This window comes from Streptomyces sp. BRA346, assembly GCF_052851135.1.
In genome coordinates this window covers 130,395-144,750 of sequence record NZ_JAIWIH010000039.1, presented here as the reverse complement: position 1 = coordinate 144,750, position 14,356 = coordinate 130,395, and the positions used below count along the sequence as shown (strand labels likewise).

General features: G+C 68.9%; 13 protein-coding genes and 1 pseudogene. 9 read left to right on the top strand and 5 right to left on the bottom strand.

The window, feature by feature from the left end; genetic code table 11:
- On the top strand, positions 1 to 592 hold a 592-nt coding region (locus LCH29_RS35995; protein ID WP_446465874.1), incomplete at its 5' end, for an ATP-binding cassette domain-containing protein.
- Positions 589 to 1,407 carry an ABC transporter permease gene (locus LCH29_RS35990; RefSeq protein ID WP_446465873.1) on the top strand — a complete coding sequence of 273 codons (819 nt, stop codon included), beginning with the start codon at positions 589 to 591 and terminating at the stop codon, positions 1,405 to 1,407. The genes LCH29_RS35995 and LCH29_RS35990, both read left to right, overlap by 4 nt.
- Positions 1,408 to 1,483: 76 nt before the next feature.
- Here LCH29_RS35990 and LCH29_RS35985 read toward each other — a convergent pair whose 3' ends face one another.
- On the bottom strand, positions 1,484 to 2,653 hold the full coding sequence (locus LCH29_RS35985; RefSeq protein WP_446465872.1) for a steroid 3-ketoacyl-CoA thiolase: 1,170 nt from the start codon (positions 2,651 to 2,653) through the stop codon (positions 1,484 to 1,486).
- Between the two features lie 236 nt (positions 2,654 to 2,889).
- Between LCH29_RS35985 and LCH29_RS35980 the strand changes: the two genes are divergently transcribed.
- Entirely contained in the window at positions 2,890 to 4,122 is a 1,233-nt protein-coding gene (locus LCH29_RS35980; RefSeq protein WP_446465871.1) for a cytochrome P450, read from the top strand.
- A gap of 15 nt (positions 4,123 to 4,137) precedes the next feature.
- Here the strand turns inward: LCH29_RS35980 and LCH29_RS35975 are convergent, their stop codons facing one another.
- From LCH29_RS35975 to LCH29_RS35965, 3 genes are all read right to left on the bottom strand, one after another.
- The gene (locus LCH29_RS35975) at positions 4,138 to 4,806 is read right to left on the bottom strand and encodes a superoxide dismutase family protein (protein ID WP_446465870.1); all 669 of its coding nucleotides are present in this window, start codon (positions 4,804 to 4,806) and stop codon (positions 4,138 to 4,140) included.
- Between the two features lie 86 nt (positions 4,807 to 4,892).
- Positions 4,893 to 6,968, bottom strand: a complete 2,076-nt coding sequence (locus LCH29_RS35970) for a bifunctional glycosyltransferase 87/phosphatase PAP2 family protein (RefSeq protein ID WP_446465882.1) — start codon at positions 6,966 to 6,968, stop codon at positions 4,893 to 4,895.
- Between the two features lie 283 nt (positions 6,969 to 7,251).
- On the bottom strand, positions 7,252 to 8,148 hold the full coding sequence (locus tag LCH29_RS35965) for an AraC family transcriptional regulator (RefSeq protein WP_446465869.1): 897 nt from the start codon (positions 8,146 to 8,148) through the stop codon (positions 7,252 to 7,254).
- Between the two features lie 67 nt (positions 8,149 to 8,215).
- On the opposite strand from LCH29_RS35965, the gene LCH29_RS35960 reads away from it, so the two are divergent.
- The 6 genes and pseudogenes from LCH29_RS35960 (at position 8,216) to LCH29_RS35935 (ending at position 13,339) form a co-directional block, all read left to right on the top strand.
- The gene (locus LCH29_RS35960) at positions 8,216 to 8,626 is read left to right on the top strand and encodes a DUF2000 family protein (protein WP_446465868.1); all 411 of its coding nucleotides are present in this window, start codon (positions 8,216 to 8,218) and stop codon (positions 8,624 to 8,626) included.
- Between the two features lie 241 nt (positions 8,627 to 8,867).
- Positions 8,868 to 9,581 (top strand): polyprenyl diphosphate synthase, encoded by a 714-nt coding sequence (uppS, locus tag LCH29_RS35955; RefSeq protein WP_446465867.1) that lies wholly within the window; start codon positions 8,868 to 8,870, stop codon positions 9,579 to 9,581.
- Positions 9,582 to 9,583: 2 nt separating this feature from the next.
- Positions 9,584 to 11,095, top strand: a complete 1,512-nt coding sequence (locus LCH29_RS35950) for an oxygenase MpaB family protein (RefSeq protein ID WP_446465881.1) — start codon at positions 9,584 to 9,586, stop codon at positions 11,093 to 11,095.
- A 1,180-nt stretch (positions 11,096 to 12,275) separates the two neighbouring features.
- Positions 12,276 to 12,455, top strand: a pseudogene (locus LCH29_RS35945) (helix-turn-helix domain-containing protein); the annotation flags it as partial.
- Between the two features lie 273 nt (positions 12,456 to 12,728).
- The gene (locus tag LCH29_RS35940; protein ID WP_446465883.1) at positions 12,729 to 13,247 is read left to right on the top strand and encodes a hypothetical protein; all 519 of its coding nucleotides are present in this window, start codon (positions 12,729 to 12,731) and stop codon (positions 13,245 to 13,247) included.
- A complete protein-coding gene (locus LCH29_RS35935; protein WP_446465866.1) occupies positions 13,202 to 13,339 on the top strand; it encodes a DUF397 domain-containing protein in 138 nt (45 codons plus the stop codon). Before LCH29_RS35940 ends, LCH29_RS35935 begins: the two co-directional genes overlap by 46 nt.
- A gap of 474 nt (positions 13,340 to 13,813) precedes the next feature.
- Here LCH29_RS35935 and LCH29_RS35930 read toward each other — a convergent pair whose 3' ends face one another.
- On the bottom strand, positions 13,814 to 14,329 hold the full coding sequence (locus LCH29_RS35930; RefSeq protein WP_446465880.1) for a phage major capsid protein: 516 nt from the start codon (positions 14,327 to 14,329) through the stop codon (positions 13,814 to 13,816).
- Positions 14,330 to 14,356 lie beyond the last annotated feature (27 nt).

The following is a 14,356-nucleotide window of genomic DNA, read 5'->3' as shown; positions in this document are numbered from 1 at the left end:
GCGCTTCGACCTCACCGAGGCCGCGAGGAAGCCCGCCTCCACCTACTCCGGCGGCATGAAGCGCCGCCTCGACATCGCCATGACCCTGGTCGGCAACCCGCGCATCATCTTCCTCGACGAACCCACCACCGGCCTCGACCCCCGCAGCCGCCACACCATGTGGCAGATCATCCGCGAGCTGGTCTCCGACGGGGTGACCGTCTTCCTCACCACCCAGTACCTGGAGGAGGCCGACGAACTCGCCGACCGCATCGCCGTGCTCAACGACGGCAAGATCGCCGCCGAGGGCACCGCGGCGGAGCTGAAGCGGCTCATCCCCGGCGGACACGTCCGGCTGCGCTTCGAGGACCCCGCGGCGTACGAGCGGGCCGCGGGCGCGCTGCACGAGAGCGTGCGCGACGACCAGGCGCTCACCCTCCAGATCCCCAGCGACGGCACCCAGCGCGAACTGCGCTCCCTCCTCGACTGGCTGGACGCCGCCGACGTGCACGCCGACGCCCTCACCGTGCACACCCCCGACCTCGACGACGTGTTCTTCGCCCTCACCGGCCCGGCAAGCCTCCCCCACCAGCCCAAGGAGAACGTCAGATGAGCACCCCCCTGGCTCCCACCCGCCCGACCCGGATCTCCCTCGCCGTCCGCGACTCGTCCACCATGCTGCGCCGCAACCTCCTGCACGCCCGGCGCTATCCGTCCCTCACCCTGAACCTGCTGCTCACCCCGATCATGATGCTGCTGCTCTTCGTCTACGTCTTCGGCGACACGATGAGCGCGGGCATCGGCGGTGGCGGCCCGGACCGCGCCGAGTACATCGCGTACATCGTCCCGGGCCTGCTGCTGATGACCATCGGCAGCACCGTGATCGGCACCGCGGTCTCCGTCTCCACCGACATGACCGAGGGCATCATCGCCCGCTTCCGCACGATGGCGATCCACCGCGGTTCGGTGCTCGTCGGGCACGTCGTCGGCAGCGTGGTGCAGTCGGTCATGAGCGTGGTCCTCGTGGGCGCCGTCGCCGTGGCCATCGGCTTCCGGTCCACGGACGCCTCGGTCCTGGAGTGGCTCGCGGCGTTCGGGCTGCTCGTGCTCTTCGCCCTGGCGCTCACCTGGATCGCGGTCGGCATGGGCCTGGTCAGCCCGAACGCCGAAGCCGCCAGCAACAACGCGATGCCGCTGATCCTGCTGCCGCTGATCTCCAGCGCCTTCGTGCCCGTGGACGCCCTGCCCGGCTGGCTGCGGCCGGTCGCCGAGTACCAGCCGTTCACACCCGCCATCGAGACCCTGCGCGGCCTGCTGCTCGGCAGCGAGATCGGCCACAACGGGTGGCTCGCGGTCGCCTGGTGCCTGGGGCTCGCGGTGCTCGGCTACTTCTGGTCGACCTCGACGTTCAACCGCGACCCGAAGTGACCGTTCCGACGTGACCGTGACACCCGCCCGGACGTACGACCGCAGGAGCGCCCCCGGCCTTCGCGCCGGGGGTCCGTCACAGCCGCTGGATGATGGTCCCCGTCGCCAGCGCCCCGCCCGCGCACATCGTGATCAGAGCGAACTCCTTGTCCGCCCGCTCCAGTTCATGCAGCGCCGTGGTGATCAGCCGCGCTCCGGTCGCCCCCACGGGGTGGCCGAGCGCGATGGCGCCGCCGTTGACGTTCACCTTCTCCAGGTCCTGTTCGAAGACCTGGGCCCAGGACAGCACGACCGACGCGAACGCCTCGTTGATCTCGATCACGTCGATGTCCTTGAGCGTCATCCCGGCCTTGCCCAGCACCGCACGGGTCGCGTCCACGGGTCCGTCCAGGTGGTAGTGCGGATCGGTGCCGACCAGGGCCTGGGCCACGATCCGGGCGCGGGGGCGCAGCTTCAGCGCGCGGGCCATCCGCTTGGACGCCCACAGCACCGCGCACGCGCCGTCCGAGATCTGGGAGGAGTTGCCCGCCGTGTGCACGGCGGTCGGCATGATGGGCTTGAGCCCGCCGAGCGCCTCCATGCTGGTGTCGCGCAGCCCCTCGTCCCGGTCGACGGCCCGCCACATGCCCTCCCCGGCCGCCTGTTCGTCCTCGGTGGTGGGCACCTGCACCGCGAACGTCTCGCGCTTGAAGCGCTCCTCGGCCCAGGCCCGGGCGGCGCGCTCCTGGGAGAGGAGGCCGAGGGAGTCGACGTTCCCGCGGGTGAGCCCGCGCCGCCGGGCGATCCGCTCGGCGGCCTCGAACTGGTTGGGGAGGTCGACGTTCCACTCGTCGGGGAACGGCTTGCCAGGACCGTGCTTGGAGCCGCTGCCGAGCGGCACCCGCGACATGGCCTCGACACCGCAGCCGATGCCGATGTCGATGACGCCGGTGGCGACCATGGTGGCCACCATGTGGTTGGCCTGCTGGGAGGATCCGCACTGGCAGTCCACGGTCGTCGCCGCCGTCTCGTACGGAAGGCCCATGGCCAGCCAGGCGGTGCGCGCGGGGTTCATGGACTGCTCTCCCGCGTGGGTGACCGTGCCGCCGACAATTTGTTCGACACAGTCGGGCTGGATGCCGGTGCGGGCGAGGAGTTCACGGTAGGTTTCCCCGAGGAGATAGGCGGGGTGGAGATTCGCGAGCGCGCCTCCGCGCCTTCCGATGGGGGTGCGTACGGCTTCCACGATGACGGGTTCCGCGGCCATGACTCGTCCTCTTCTCCATCGCGTCCGCGGGGCTCCCGGCAGCGCCCGCGCCAGAACTAGTACGCGTTCTAGTTCCTCGCTCAGTCTGCTGAGGCCCGGCCTGACCGCGCAAGGGTTGTGCACAGGACGAGTTGGGGCGCCAGCCGCAAGAAGCCTCGACATGGCCCTTGCTACTTGTAGAACCCGTTACTACCTTCTGGACACTTTCTGATAGGCCGTCAGATCTGGAGTGGCCGATGTCCTGTCCAGCGCTCCCCGAAGGCTTTGACTTCACCGACCCCGATCTCCATGAGCACCGGGTGCCACTCCCCGAGTTCGCCCAGCTGCGGCAGACGGCCCCCGTGTCATGGATCCCCCAACGGCACGGCATCGCCGGGTACGAGGACGACGGCTACTGGGCCGTCACCCGGCACGCCGACGTCAAGGAGGTCTCGACCCGGCCCGAGATCTTCTCCTCGCACCGCAACACCGCGATCATCCGCTTCAACGAGCACATCCAGCGCGACCAGATCGAGGTCCAGAAGCTGATCATGCTCAACATGGACCCGCCCGAACACACCCGGGTCCGCCAGATCGTCCAGCGCGGCTTCACCCCGCGCGCGATCCGCTCCCTGGAGGACGCCCTCCACGACCGCGCGACCCGCATCGTGGCCGGCGCCAAGGAGAACGGCACCGGTGACTTCGTCACCGACATCGCCTGCGAACTCCCCCTCCAGGCCATCGCCGAGCTGATCGGCATCCCCCAGCAGGACCGGTCCAAGATCTTCGACTGGTCCAACAAGATGGTCGCGTACGACGACCCGGAGCTGGCCATCACCGAGGAGATCGGCGCCGAGTCGGCCATGGAGCTGATCTCGTACGCCATGAACCTGGCCTCGGACCGCAAGCAGTGCCCCGCCAAGGACATCGTCAGCGCCCTGGTCGCCGCCGAGGACCAGGGCAACCTGGGCTCCGACGAGTTCGGCTTCTTCGTCCTGCTGCTGGCCGTCGCGGGCAACGAGACCACCCGCAACGCCATCAGCCACGGCATGCACGCCTTCCTCACCCATCCCGAGCAGTGGGAGCTGTTCAAGCGCGAACGCCCCGCCACCGCCGCCGACGAGATCGTCCGGTGGGCCACCCCCGTGATGTCCTTCCAGCGCACCGCCACCCAGGACACCACGCTCGGCGGCCAAGCCATCCGGGCGGGTCAACGCGTCGGCGTGTTCTACTCCTCCGCCAACAACGACCCCGAAGTCTTCGACCGCCCCGAGGCCTTCGACATCACCCGCGACCCCAACCCCCACCTCGGCTTCGGGGGCGGCGGACCGCACTTCTGCCTGGGCAAGAGCCTCGCCGAACTGGAGATCCGGCTGATCTTCAACGCGATCGCGGACACCCTCCCCGGCATCCGCCTCACCGGCGCGCCACGGCGGCTGCGGTCGGCCTGGCTGAACGGCATCAAGGAGCTGCGGGTGAGCTACGCGTAGCCACCGTCACCGTCGCTACTTGAACGGCACGTTGATGCAGGCCACCCGGTCCCCGGCCATGCCCGCCCGCCCCGTCTTCGTGGCGGTGCCATGCTCGTGGATCACCACCGAGCGCGCCTCGCCCGCCCTGAAGTGCCACTTCACCAGGGACTTGGCGCGGGCGTCGCCACGGCTGTTGGTGGTGACGTCGAGCCACATCTCATTGCGCGGGTTGGCGTACTCGGGATTCGTGGACGGCTGCTCCGGGTCCTTCACGTTCTGGTAGTGCGGGCCGGACGAGTCGGGCTTGGTGCCGCACGGCCGGGTGTGCACGTGTATCCCGAAGTGGTGATCGGGTTCGACCCCGCGCAGGGCCAGGAAGACGAACGTGCCGCGCGGCGGCATGCCATGCTTCCCACGTTCACCTTGCTGCTCCCGCATCTCATGGTCCCGCATCTCGCCGTGCCACTTCCCCGGGAGCCGCAGCTCCGCGACGAGCGCCACGGCGGTCGTGGGCACGAGCGCGCTGTCGTACGTCACCGCACCACGGTCGCCCTGGGCCTGCGAGGCGGGCCGGAACCGCTCCAGGACGAACGCCGTGGGATTCGGCGAAGGGTCGGCCGTGGCGCTCGGCGCGGCGGCCGCGGGTGAGATGACGGTCATCGATACGGCCAGCGCGGCGGCGGCCGCCGTTACCAGGGACATCCTCAGATCCCTCCTTGGTCGGGACCCCCGAGATTTCCTGGCGTTTATACCGCTTTTCCCCACGCTAGACCGGTGCACCGGACCCTTCAACGCGAGGCATCGGCCGGTTCCGCGGCCTCCTCCTGATGGGGGACCGCCTGGGGGACCTCCGCCACCTGGGACGTCTCCCCCGGCTCCCCGGCGCGCGATCCTCGCACCAGCGCCCGGGCGCGCTCCCGTGCGCCCCGGGCGCCCGCCGACAGCATCGCGGTGACCGAGCCGTTCGCCTCCTCGGCGGGCTTCCTGCCGACCCCGAGCAGCACGTACTGAAGGCCGAATCCGGCCGCGACGACGGCCGCGCCGCCGACCGCGTCCAGCACGTAGTGGTTCGCCGTGCCGACGATCACCGCGACCGTGAGCAGCGGGTACAGCATGCCGAGGATCTTCATCCAGAGGTACGGCGCGACCAGCGCGATGACCACCCCGCACCACAGCGACCAGCCCACGTGCAGCGACGGCATGGCCGCGTACTGGTTGGACAGCTTGGTGAGCGCGCCGAAGTCCGGGTTGTCCAGGTCCTGCGGGCCATGCGCCGTGTCGACGTACCCGAGGCCCATCAGGCGCGGCGGGGCCAGCGGGTAGAGCCAGAAGCCGACCAGCGCGAGCAGCGTCGCGAACGCCAGCGGGGTGCGGGCCCAGCGGTACGTCGCGGGGCGGCGCAGATAGAGCCAGCCCAGCAGGGACAGCGGGATCAGGAAGTGGAAGGTGCTGTAGTACCAGTTCATGCCGTCCCGCAGCCACGGGGTGTCCGCGACCAGCAGGTTGAACCAGTGCTCGATGTCGATGTGCAGGAAGCTCTCGATGGACAGCACCTGATGGCCGTGGCTCTCGGCGAGACTCCGCTCGTCGGGCGCGTGGGCGCGGACCCATGAGTACCCGAAGTAGCCGACGCGGATGAACATCAGCTCCAGCAGCAGGTTCGGGCGCGACAGCGGCCGCCGTACGAAGCGCAGCAGCGGCACCCAGGCGAACCGGCCGCGGTGCGGCTCCTGGACCGGCGTCGGCTCCGGGCCGTCCCACTGCGGGGAGGTCCGGGAGACGAACGGCACCAGGCAGGCGGCGGCGAGCGCGGCCAGCAGCGGGGCGTTGTAGCCGATATGCCCGGCGATCTTGAGGTCGGGCAGCAGTGCCGTACGGCTCAGCGTCATCACCAGCACCACCAGCACCGGCCACACCAGCCGGTCCGCCGCCCGGCGACCCACCCGGCCGACGACCGCGAGCAGGATCCACAGCTGCTGGTACTGCCAGGAAGTGGGCGAAACCGCCAGCGCCACACAGCCAGTGATCGCCGCGGCCAGCAGCAGCTGCCCGTCCCGCGCGTACCGCACCGCGCGCCGCAGACCCACGCCCGCGACCGCCACCGCCAGGACCGCGAGCAGCGCCAGCTCGACCGGCCCCTCGAGACCGATGCGCAGCAGCAGCCCGTGCAGCGACTGGTTGGCCAGGCTGTCGGCGGGCTCGCCGAGCCCGGCGCCGCCCAGGTGGTGGACCCAGTACGAGGCGGAGTCGTGCGGCATGGCGACCCAGGCCAGCGCGGTGCACACGGCGAACGTCGCGCCCGCCAGCGCGGCCGAACGCCGCCGCCCCAGGAGCCACAGGACGACGCCGAACAGCAGCAGCGCGGGCTGGAGGGCGGCGGCCACGCCGATGAGGACGCCCGCCTGCCGCCCTGAGGTGCGCGGCAGCACGGTGAGCACGACCAACAGCACCGGGATGATGCTGGTCTGACCGAGCGTGAAGGTGTTGCGGACCGGAAGGGACAGCGTCAGCAGGCAGAGCGCCAGCGGCGCGGCCACCAGCGCGGTGCGGCGGGAGACCGGCCCGGGCAGGGCGCGCGCGGCGACCAGCCCGAGGACGACGACGAGCAGCAGGGTGCCGAACGTCCAGGCGACGCCCAGGCTCTGTTCGGCGGCCCGGGTCAGCGGCTTGAGCACCAGCCCGGAGAACGGGGTGCCGGTGAACGCGTCCCCGTCGTACAGCGAACCGCCCACATGGAGGACGCCCTGCTCGCCGATCCAGGTCTCCAGGTCGGTCAGCCGCTCGTCCGGGGGCAGCCGCAGCACCGCCGCCGCCTGCCGGGCCGCGAGCAGACCGGCCAGCAGCCAGAGGGCGCCGAGCACCATCATCGTCCGCGACGTCCGTGCCCCGATGGCCCCGGAGCCCGGCCCCGCCCCCGGCCCCGGGGTACTCCGCAGTTCGCTTCGATCCACGTTCGCCACGCCCTGCCGCTCCCCCACTCGCCCTCTTTACCTGTTCGGAACGTTTGAGACCCTACTGAGCCCCACTACTCAGACGCGCAACACGTCCTCTTCACCTGACAGTCGTCCGCGGTTGGCCGAAACCTGTCAGGCTTTGGCGGAAGTGCGTCTATACGCCCTGAGTCCGTACGGTTCGCGGCCAATTTCATCAGGGCCGCGGGGTACGGAGCGAATCGGGACCCGCCGCGTGCTGGAACGCTCCCGGGGTGATCCCGAAGCACCGCACGAACCAGCGGTGGAAGTGACTTTGGTCGGCGAACCCCGCCGCGGCCGCCGCCTCCGCCGCCGTACTCCCCGCCACCAGCAGCCCGCGCGCCTGACGCAGCCGCAGCTGCCGCTGGAAGTCGCTCGGTGCCATCCCGTACTCCGCCCGGAACGCCCGGTACAGGGCGAACCGGCTGCACCCCGCCGCCTCCGCCAGCCGCTCCGCCGAGATCTCCGTCCCGTAGTCCTCCTCCAGCAGCGCCCGCGCCCGCCGCGCCGCCCACGCCTGCCCGCCGCCCCCGGGCGGCAGCGCCCTGGCCCGCACCGGGCGGGTCGCGCTGCGCCGCACCATCGCGCCGACGGCCGCGGTCAGCCGCTCGTCGCGGACCAGCGGACCGGCGCCGTCGACCAGGGCGGTGTGCAGCCGCAACAGGGCGCGCCCCAGGACCGGGTCGTCCAGCACGGGCTGGTCGAACAGCGGCAGCGGCACCGGCCCGTCCCCGCCGCCTCCCACGTCGGCGAGGACGCCCCGCATCACATCCGGGCCGATGTGCATGATGCGGTACTTGTAGCCGAGTTCGGCGGCCGCCTCCCCGTCATGCGGATCGTCCGGGTTGAACACCATCACCATGCCCGCCCCGCTGGTGCGCAGCGCGCCCCGGCAGCGGAAGCGCTGGGCGCCGATCTCGGTGACGGCGAAGGAGTAGGTGTCGTGGCTGTGCGGATGGAAACGATGACTGAAGAAGTGCGCGTGCATGGCCTCGACGGACCGCTCCGGGTCACGCCAGTACCGCGCCCAGTCCCCCGAACCCCCGCCGTCCTCCGCACCGCCTCCGCCCATCACCCCATTCTGCCGTCTCGCACCAGCGTTCAATACGGGGCCTCGGAGGCCGGGCGAAGGTGACGGCATGCGATTCGACACCAAGATCGCCGTCATCGTCCGGGACGACCTCGCCGACTGGCAGAAGCTGAACGTGACGGCCTTCCTCTCCAGCGGGCTCTCCCACGCCACCGACGAGATCGTCGGCAAGCCGTACGAGGACGCCTCGGGCAACACGTACCTCCCGATGTTCCGCGAACCGGTCCTCGTCTACGCCGCCGACGCCCCCGGCCTCTTCCGCGCCCACAGCCGCGCCCTCACCCGAGCCCTCCCGACGGCCCTCTATACGGAGGAGCTGTTCGGCACCGACAACGAGGACGACAACCGCGCCACGGTCCGCACCGTCGAGGCCCCCGACCTCAACCTGGTCGGCCTCGCCCTCTACGGCCCGCGCGGCCAGGTGGACAAGGTGACGCGGGGCCTGCGGCTCCACCGCTGAACCGCGCCCACCCTGACCGGCGCAGCACGCATCGCCGATGGATTCGGGCAATCGTTCCCAGGGTGAATGTGTGGCTCTGGCGCGGCATTCGGGCTCGGGGCCTGCCACCCTGCTTCAGGCGCGATCGCCGTGTCGAGTCGGAAGCCGGGGGGCTTGCATGGTAGTGGGGCACACCGCGGGCGATGCGTTCGCCGATCCCCCTCCCGCGTTACGGTCCGCTGATGGCGACCGGGCGCTTCGGATGCCGCGCCACGTGGCGTGCGTGATGGACGGCAACGGACGGTGGGCGGTCCAGCGGTCGCTGCCGCGTACGTCAGGTCATCGGGCGGCGGAGACGACCGTGATCGACGTCATCGAGGCGGCCCGGGCCGCGGGCGTAGAGTGGCTGAGCCTGTACGCCTTCTCCACCGAGAACTGGAACCGGCCGAGTGCCGAGGTCGACTATGTGATGCGGTTGGTACGCGGAGTGGTGCGCAAGCACGCACCGCTACTGCACGCGCGGGGGATCCGCTGCCGTTTCCTCGGGTTGAGCGACCCGAGGATCCCTCCGGGGCTGGTACGCGACGCCGCCGATCTGATGACCCTGACCGGCGACAACCGAGGCATGACCTTGACCGTCGCGTTCGATCACGGCGGGCGCGGGGACATCGTCGCGGCCGCGCGGTCGCTGATCCGCGCGGGTGTGGCGGCCGAGACCGTGGACGAGCGGAGTTTCGCCGCCCATCTGCCCTTCCCCGACACACCCGACGTGGATCTGGTCATCCGGACCTCGGGGGAACAGCGCATCTCCAACTTCATGCTCTGGCAGGTCGCCTACGCGGAATGGGTCTTCCCCACCGTGCTGTGGCCCGACTTCCGCGCGCCGCACTTCCTCGAATGCCTGCACACCTACCGGCAACGTGATCGCCGCTTCGGCGGCGTACTGCCCGAGCGGAACGGAGACCCCCGGTCGTGACCATGGCAGATGGCGGACACTCCGACAGCGCCCAGGACGATGCGACCGCGTTCGACGGCGATACACCACGGCCGGGCGCGGCGAGCGGACAGGAGCCGTTGTTCGGCGCGGGCTCGCAGTTCCAGGAATTCGCCAACGATCCGCGCTGGGCGCTGGCCATGGTCCGGGCGACGGTACTGGAGGCCGCGCATCCGCAGATCGGCGCCGCGCTGATCGACAACTCCACGTTCGTCGCCCACCCGTGGCGACGGCTGCGCAACACCTTCCGCAGCTTGCAGCGCATGTTCGGTGACGACGAACAGGTACGGCTCCGGGAGGCGGCACGGCTGAACCGCCTCCACGCACGGCTCGACGGAACCGACCCGCGGGGCCGCCCCTACAGCGCGATGGACCCCGCCGTACGGGCCTGGGTGGTGGCGACCATGTTCGAGAGCACCGTGACCATGTGCCGCCTGGGCGGACAGCCACTTGAGCAGCACGCCATGGAGAGGCTGTACGCGGAGTTCCAGGCGTACCTCGCCACCATGGGAGACCCGTCCGGTCACCTGCCGCCCACCGTCTCCGAGTTCTGGCCCTACTACGACCACGTGGTGGCACACGAACTGGAGAACACCGAGGCGATGCGGATCATCCTCTACAAGCTGTTCGACCATCTGCCCGCTCCGGCCCTGCTGGGCGGGCTGCCCACGCTGTGGGCCACCGGCCGGGCCGTCGTCGGCCCGCTCATCGGGGCGATCACCGTCGCCTCGCTCCCGGAGCCCTTCCGCCGGCGTGCCGGGCTGCCCGAGATGCCCGGTGCCCAGACCCTGATGCAGGGGGCCTACCTGGCCGTGGGCCTGACCCGGTTCCTGCCGAACGGCTGGATCCGGGCTGACGCCATCGCCGACCTGCTGGCCCTCTCGCCCGACAGCGACGATCCGCGAGCTCGGGCGGTCACCGCCCTGCACGACAAGATGAGGCGGGCCGGTGCCCTGATCCGGCTCCTCACGCCCCTCCCTCCGCAACCGGAACCCGTCTCCCGTACCGGCACCGAACGCAGTGCGGAAGAGTTCTTCCGCGAGGTACTCGACCAGACCGGCGACGGGTACCTGGACTGGCCGGACCTCGCCGCCATGGCCCGCGAACTGTCCACCCGCCTCGATCTGGAGGAGCCCGAGGAAACACGGCTCTACAACGCCTACGCCGACTGGTGGCGTGAGCTCCAGACGGCCCTGGACACCGACGGCGACGGCCGCGTCAGCGCCCGCGAATACGCCACCGCCGTCCCCTCCCTGGCCGGACCCGCACTGATCAAGGTCGCCGAGGTCCTCTTCGACGCCACGGACAAGGACGGCGACCAGCACATCGACGCGGACGAATACCGGGCGCTGTTCCGGACCGCGTTCCACCGCGACACCGTCGCCGTCGGCACCGACCGCACCTACACGCGCGCCGCCTTCATCGGGGACTTCCTGTCCTTCATGTCCGGCCGTCGGCGATCGACAGCCTACGACCCCTTGCTCGCCCAGGCGTGAGCCGCGCGGGGCCAGGGAGCCGATGTCGTAGCGGCGTCGTAGGTGGCGCGGGCGGCGACCCTTTCTTGCGATGCGGCAGGATGGGTCCATGAGCATCGTCAAGATCAATGAATACGTCAAGCTACGCACATGACTTGACCAGCGAAGAGCCCCGTCCGGCGCTACGGGGGAAGCGCACGGACGGGGCGGTCGTGGTGGTTACTCGGTCGTCTGGCCCTTGGCCTGGATCCTCGCGCGCATCCGGGCTACCAGGTCCCTGCGGTTGAAGTCCCTGCGAAGCAAGCTGTCTGCCTGCCCCTCGGCCTCCGCCCGGATGAGCACCCGACCGGGACGCTTCTGGCGCCGTGCTGGTGTGGTCACCGTTCCCCCTCTCAGATCTTCCCCGCCGCAGCAAGCGTGATGAGCGCGGAGCACGCCGCGTACACCGCGAGATGGAACGACGCGCCAGCGAGCCAGCGCGCTGCCCGCTTCATCGCTGAGCCAGCCTGTCTCGCACGGCCTGAGCACGCGGGGCCCCCTCGGCGGTAAGCCGCTCGATCTCGCGCCGTAGCCGCTGCTCTACGGCCAGATCACACCGGGCGCACTCACACGGTGGCCACGTAGCCGACATGAGCGGTTCCAGATCGTCAGTCGCGGTGTCGTAGACCGTCGTCGGCCCGAACGTGGCCCCGCTGTCGCGCGACACTCGAATGGTCATCCGACCGGCGCCGGGCGACTGCTTGAAACCGGCTCTCACTTGTCCCCCTGGTGAACCGGCCCCGACATGTGGCGCTGAAGCAGAACCACACAGTCAGTTGATTTCGACAGGTCGCCAACGGCGCGCCAGTGCGCTTGCTGCCGCAGCAGCGCACGGCACACGTCGCACTTGTACGACGACGTGGCAGACGTCGGCTCCGCGAGGCACGCACGGCATGTGATCGGTGTCCCCGAGTGAACCGGTCCCATACGTAACGCGAATCGATCGCTCCCCGAGGTACTCGGCGTGTCGCGGTGTCGTGCTGGTCGCGTAATCTCTTCCACGTTGACGCTCCCATTCAGCGTTGACCATGCCCCCGGGCCGTTCGCGCGGTCGCGGGGGTCCCCTTGCGTCTGCCCATGCTTCGACATGTAAGGACTACGCGGGAGTTGACCGGGATTGACTACTCTGGAAGCACCACAGGTCAACCCTCAGAGGTTCACGATGCGTGACGATTTCGCTGATCTTGCCCGCAGAGCCCTTCGGGACAGCGGCTATTCGATGAAGGCTGCCGCACGCGCGCTAAATTACGACGTTGCCTATCTGTCCCGAGTGCTCAACGGGAAACAGAAGCCGTCTGCAAAATTGGCATCCTCGCTGGATTCTCTCGTTGGCGCAGATGGCGCATTGGCCGCAACAGTGCTTAGCGAAGACGACAGCGAGCGAGTCAAACGGAGCACTGCCAATCCTTCGCGTCTGGACGCTGGGACCGTTGACGCTCTCGCTGGCGTGTTGGCCGCCTACCGGCGGTTAGACGACACGGCACAGCCGACGTCCGTAATCCCAGCAACCATGGTCCAAATGAAGGAAGTTACTCGGCTGCTTCGGGGTGCCCGGGGTCCGCACAGGGACCGACTTGCCGAAGTAGTGTCAGAGTGGGTCCAATTCTCAGGATGGATGCTTGCGCAGGCACGCAAGGACAGCGAAGCGGTACAACTCCTCAACGACGCTGTTGAGCTTGCCGACGAACTCGGAAACGGAACACTCGCGGCACAAGCGCTGAACTTTAAGGGCTACCTTGCCCGGCAGCAAGGAAGGCCACAGGGTATTGCCCGCTGGTTTGGAGCCGCAGCAAACACGCCCGGGGCACATCCGGCACAGCGAATCGGGGACTACCTACAGGCAGCGGGTGGACTTGCCGAAATGCGCGAAGAGGACGCAGCGCTACGCATGGTGGAAGATGCGGAAAGGCTGATGGACACAGCCGCCAAGCTTCCTCCGCCCGAAACAGCCTACTGGCTGACCCCCAACTTCAACCGGCTGAACATGGGCATCTGTACTCTCGCGCTGGGAAGATACAGCGAGGCAGCCGACCATTTGCGGACCGGTCTTGCTGGCCTACCTGATGACCTTGCGGACGCCCCTTGGACGTGGGAACACAAGGATGCGCTTCGCCGGGCAGTAGAGGCTGCGTAAGCGCGCAGAAGACCCCCAGCGGTCCGGCACTCGTGTTCACGGCGGATGACTGGGCATCGTTCGTCTCCGCTGTAAAGGGGGAGGCGTTCTAGGTCTGTACAGTAGTCGGCCCCCGCCTCCCCATCGGAGTGCGGGGGCTTTCCGTGTTCATCACGCTGCGGTGACCGGATGAACGACCGTCAAACACTGTGCACCTATACGCAAGCGCCCCAACTAGACAGCCTCTATACGGCTCCGGACACACGAGCACATCGCCGTATCTCCCTGCACCTGCCAATCCCGCCGTGCAGCGTGGACGCTTTACGGCGACGGACTGTACAGACATTCGGAAGCAGGCCGGAGCGCATCCAATGCGCATTCACCCGAAACCGTCTAGCCGAATATCGCACCGACTAGCCGGCTCGGATATCCAGCCTGCACAGCACGGATGGCGAGCGCGTATACAGCAGTGAGGAAATAGACGGCATTTTAAACACAGAATGCCCCCGTCTAGACACCTGGGAAGGTGAATAGACAGGGGCATCGTGTACAGCTACGCGCAAGGCGTGTTCAGCACCGTTCAGCGTTCACGCTGCGTCGTAAATCTTCGCGATGCTGTCCAGCCTCGGAAACGCCGGAGCGGCGCGAAGAATTCCGCGAACCTGGGTGCTGTCCGACGCGAACGCGCTGGACTTGTCAACCGCGATTTCAACGCCGTTCCGCAGGACCACGAACACATCAGCCGCACTGATAGCCCACACAATGCCCGCAGTAACCGCAGCGCGGGCAATCGAGTCCCCGACCAGCTGAAGTGCAGCAGGAGACGAGTCGTTCACAAGCTCATTGCTCAGCGTGGTAAGCGAAGCGAGCTTCTTAGGGGTCACTACGTACGCGTCAGTGTCGGCGTCCGACGCATTGATAGCCGCGCCTTCAGCCGTCCATCCCGCCGTGACATCGGAAGTCACACGGGGGAAGTGGAATTCAGCGGCACCGGTCGGGACGACGGTAGCCACCTGCATTGCAACCGACGCAGCGGTCATCGGCTCGATAACCAACTTGCCGTACTCGGGCGGGAGAATAGCAGCGTTGGCAGAGTTGAACATAGACACTTGGCGTGTCCTTTCGGGATC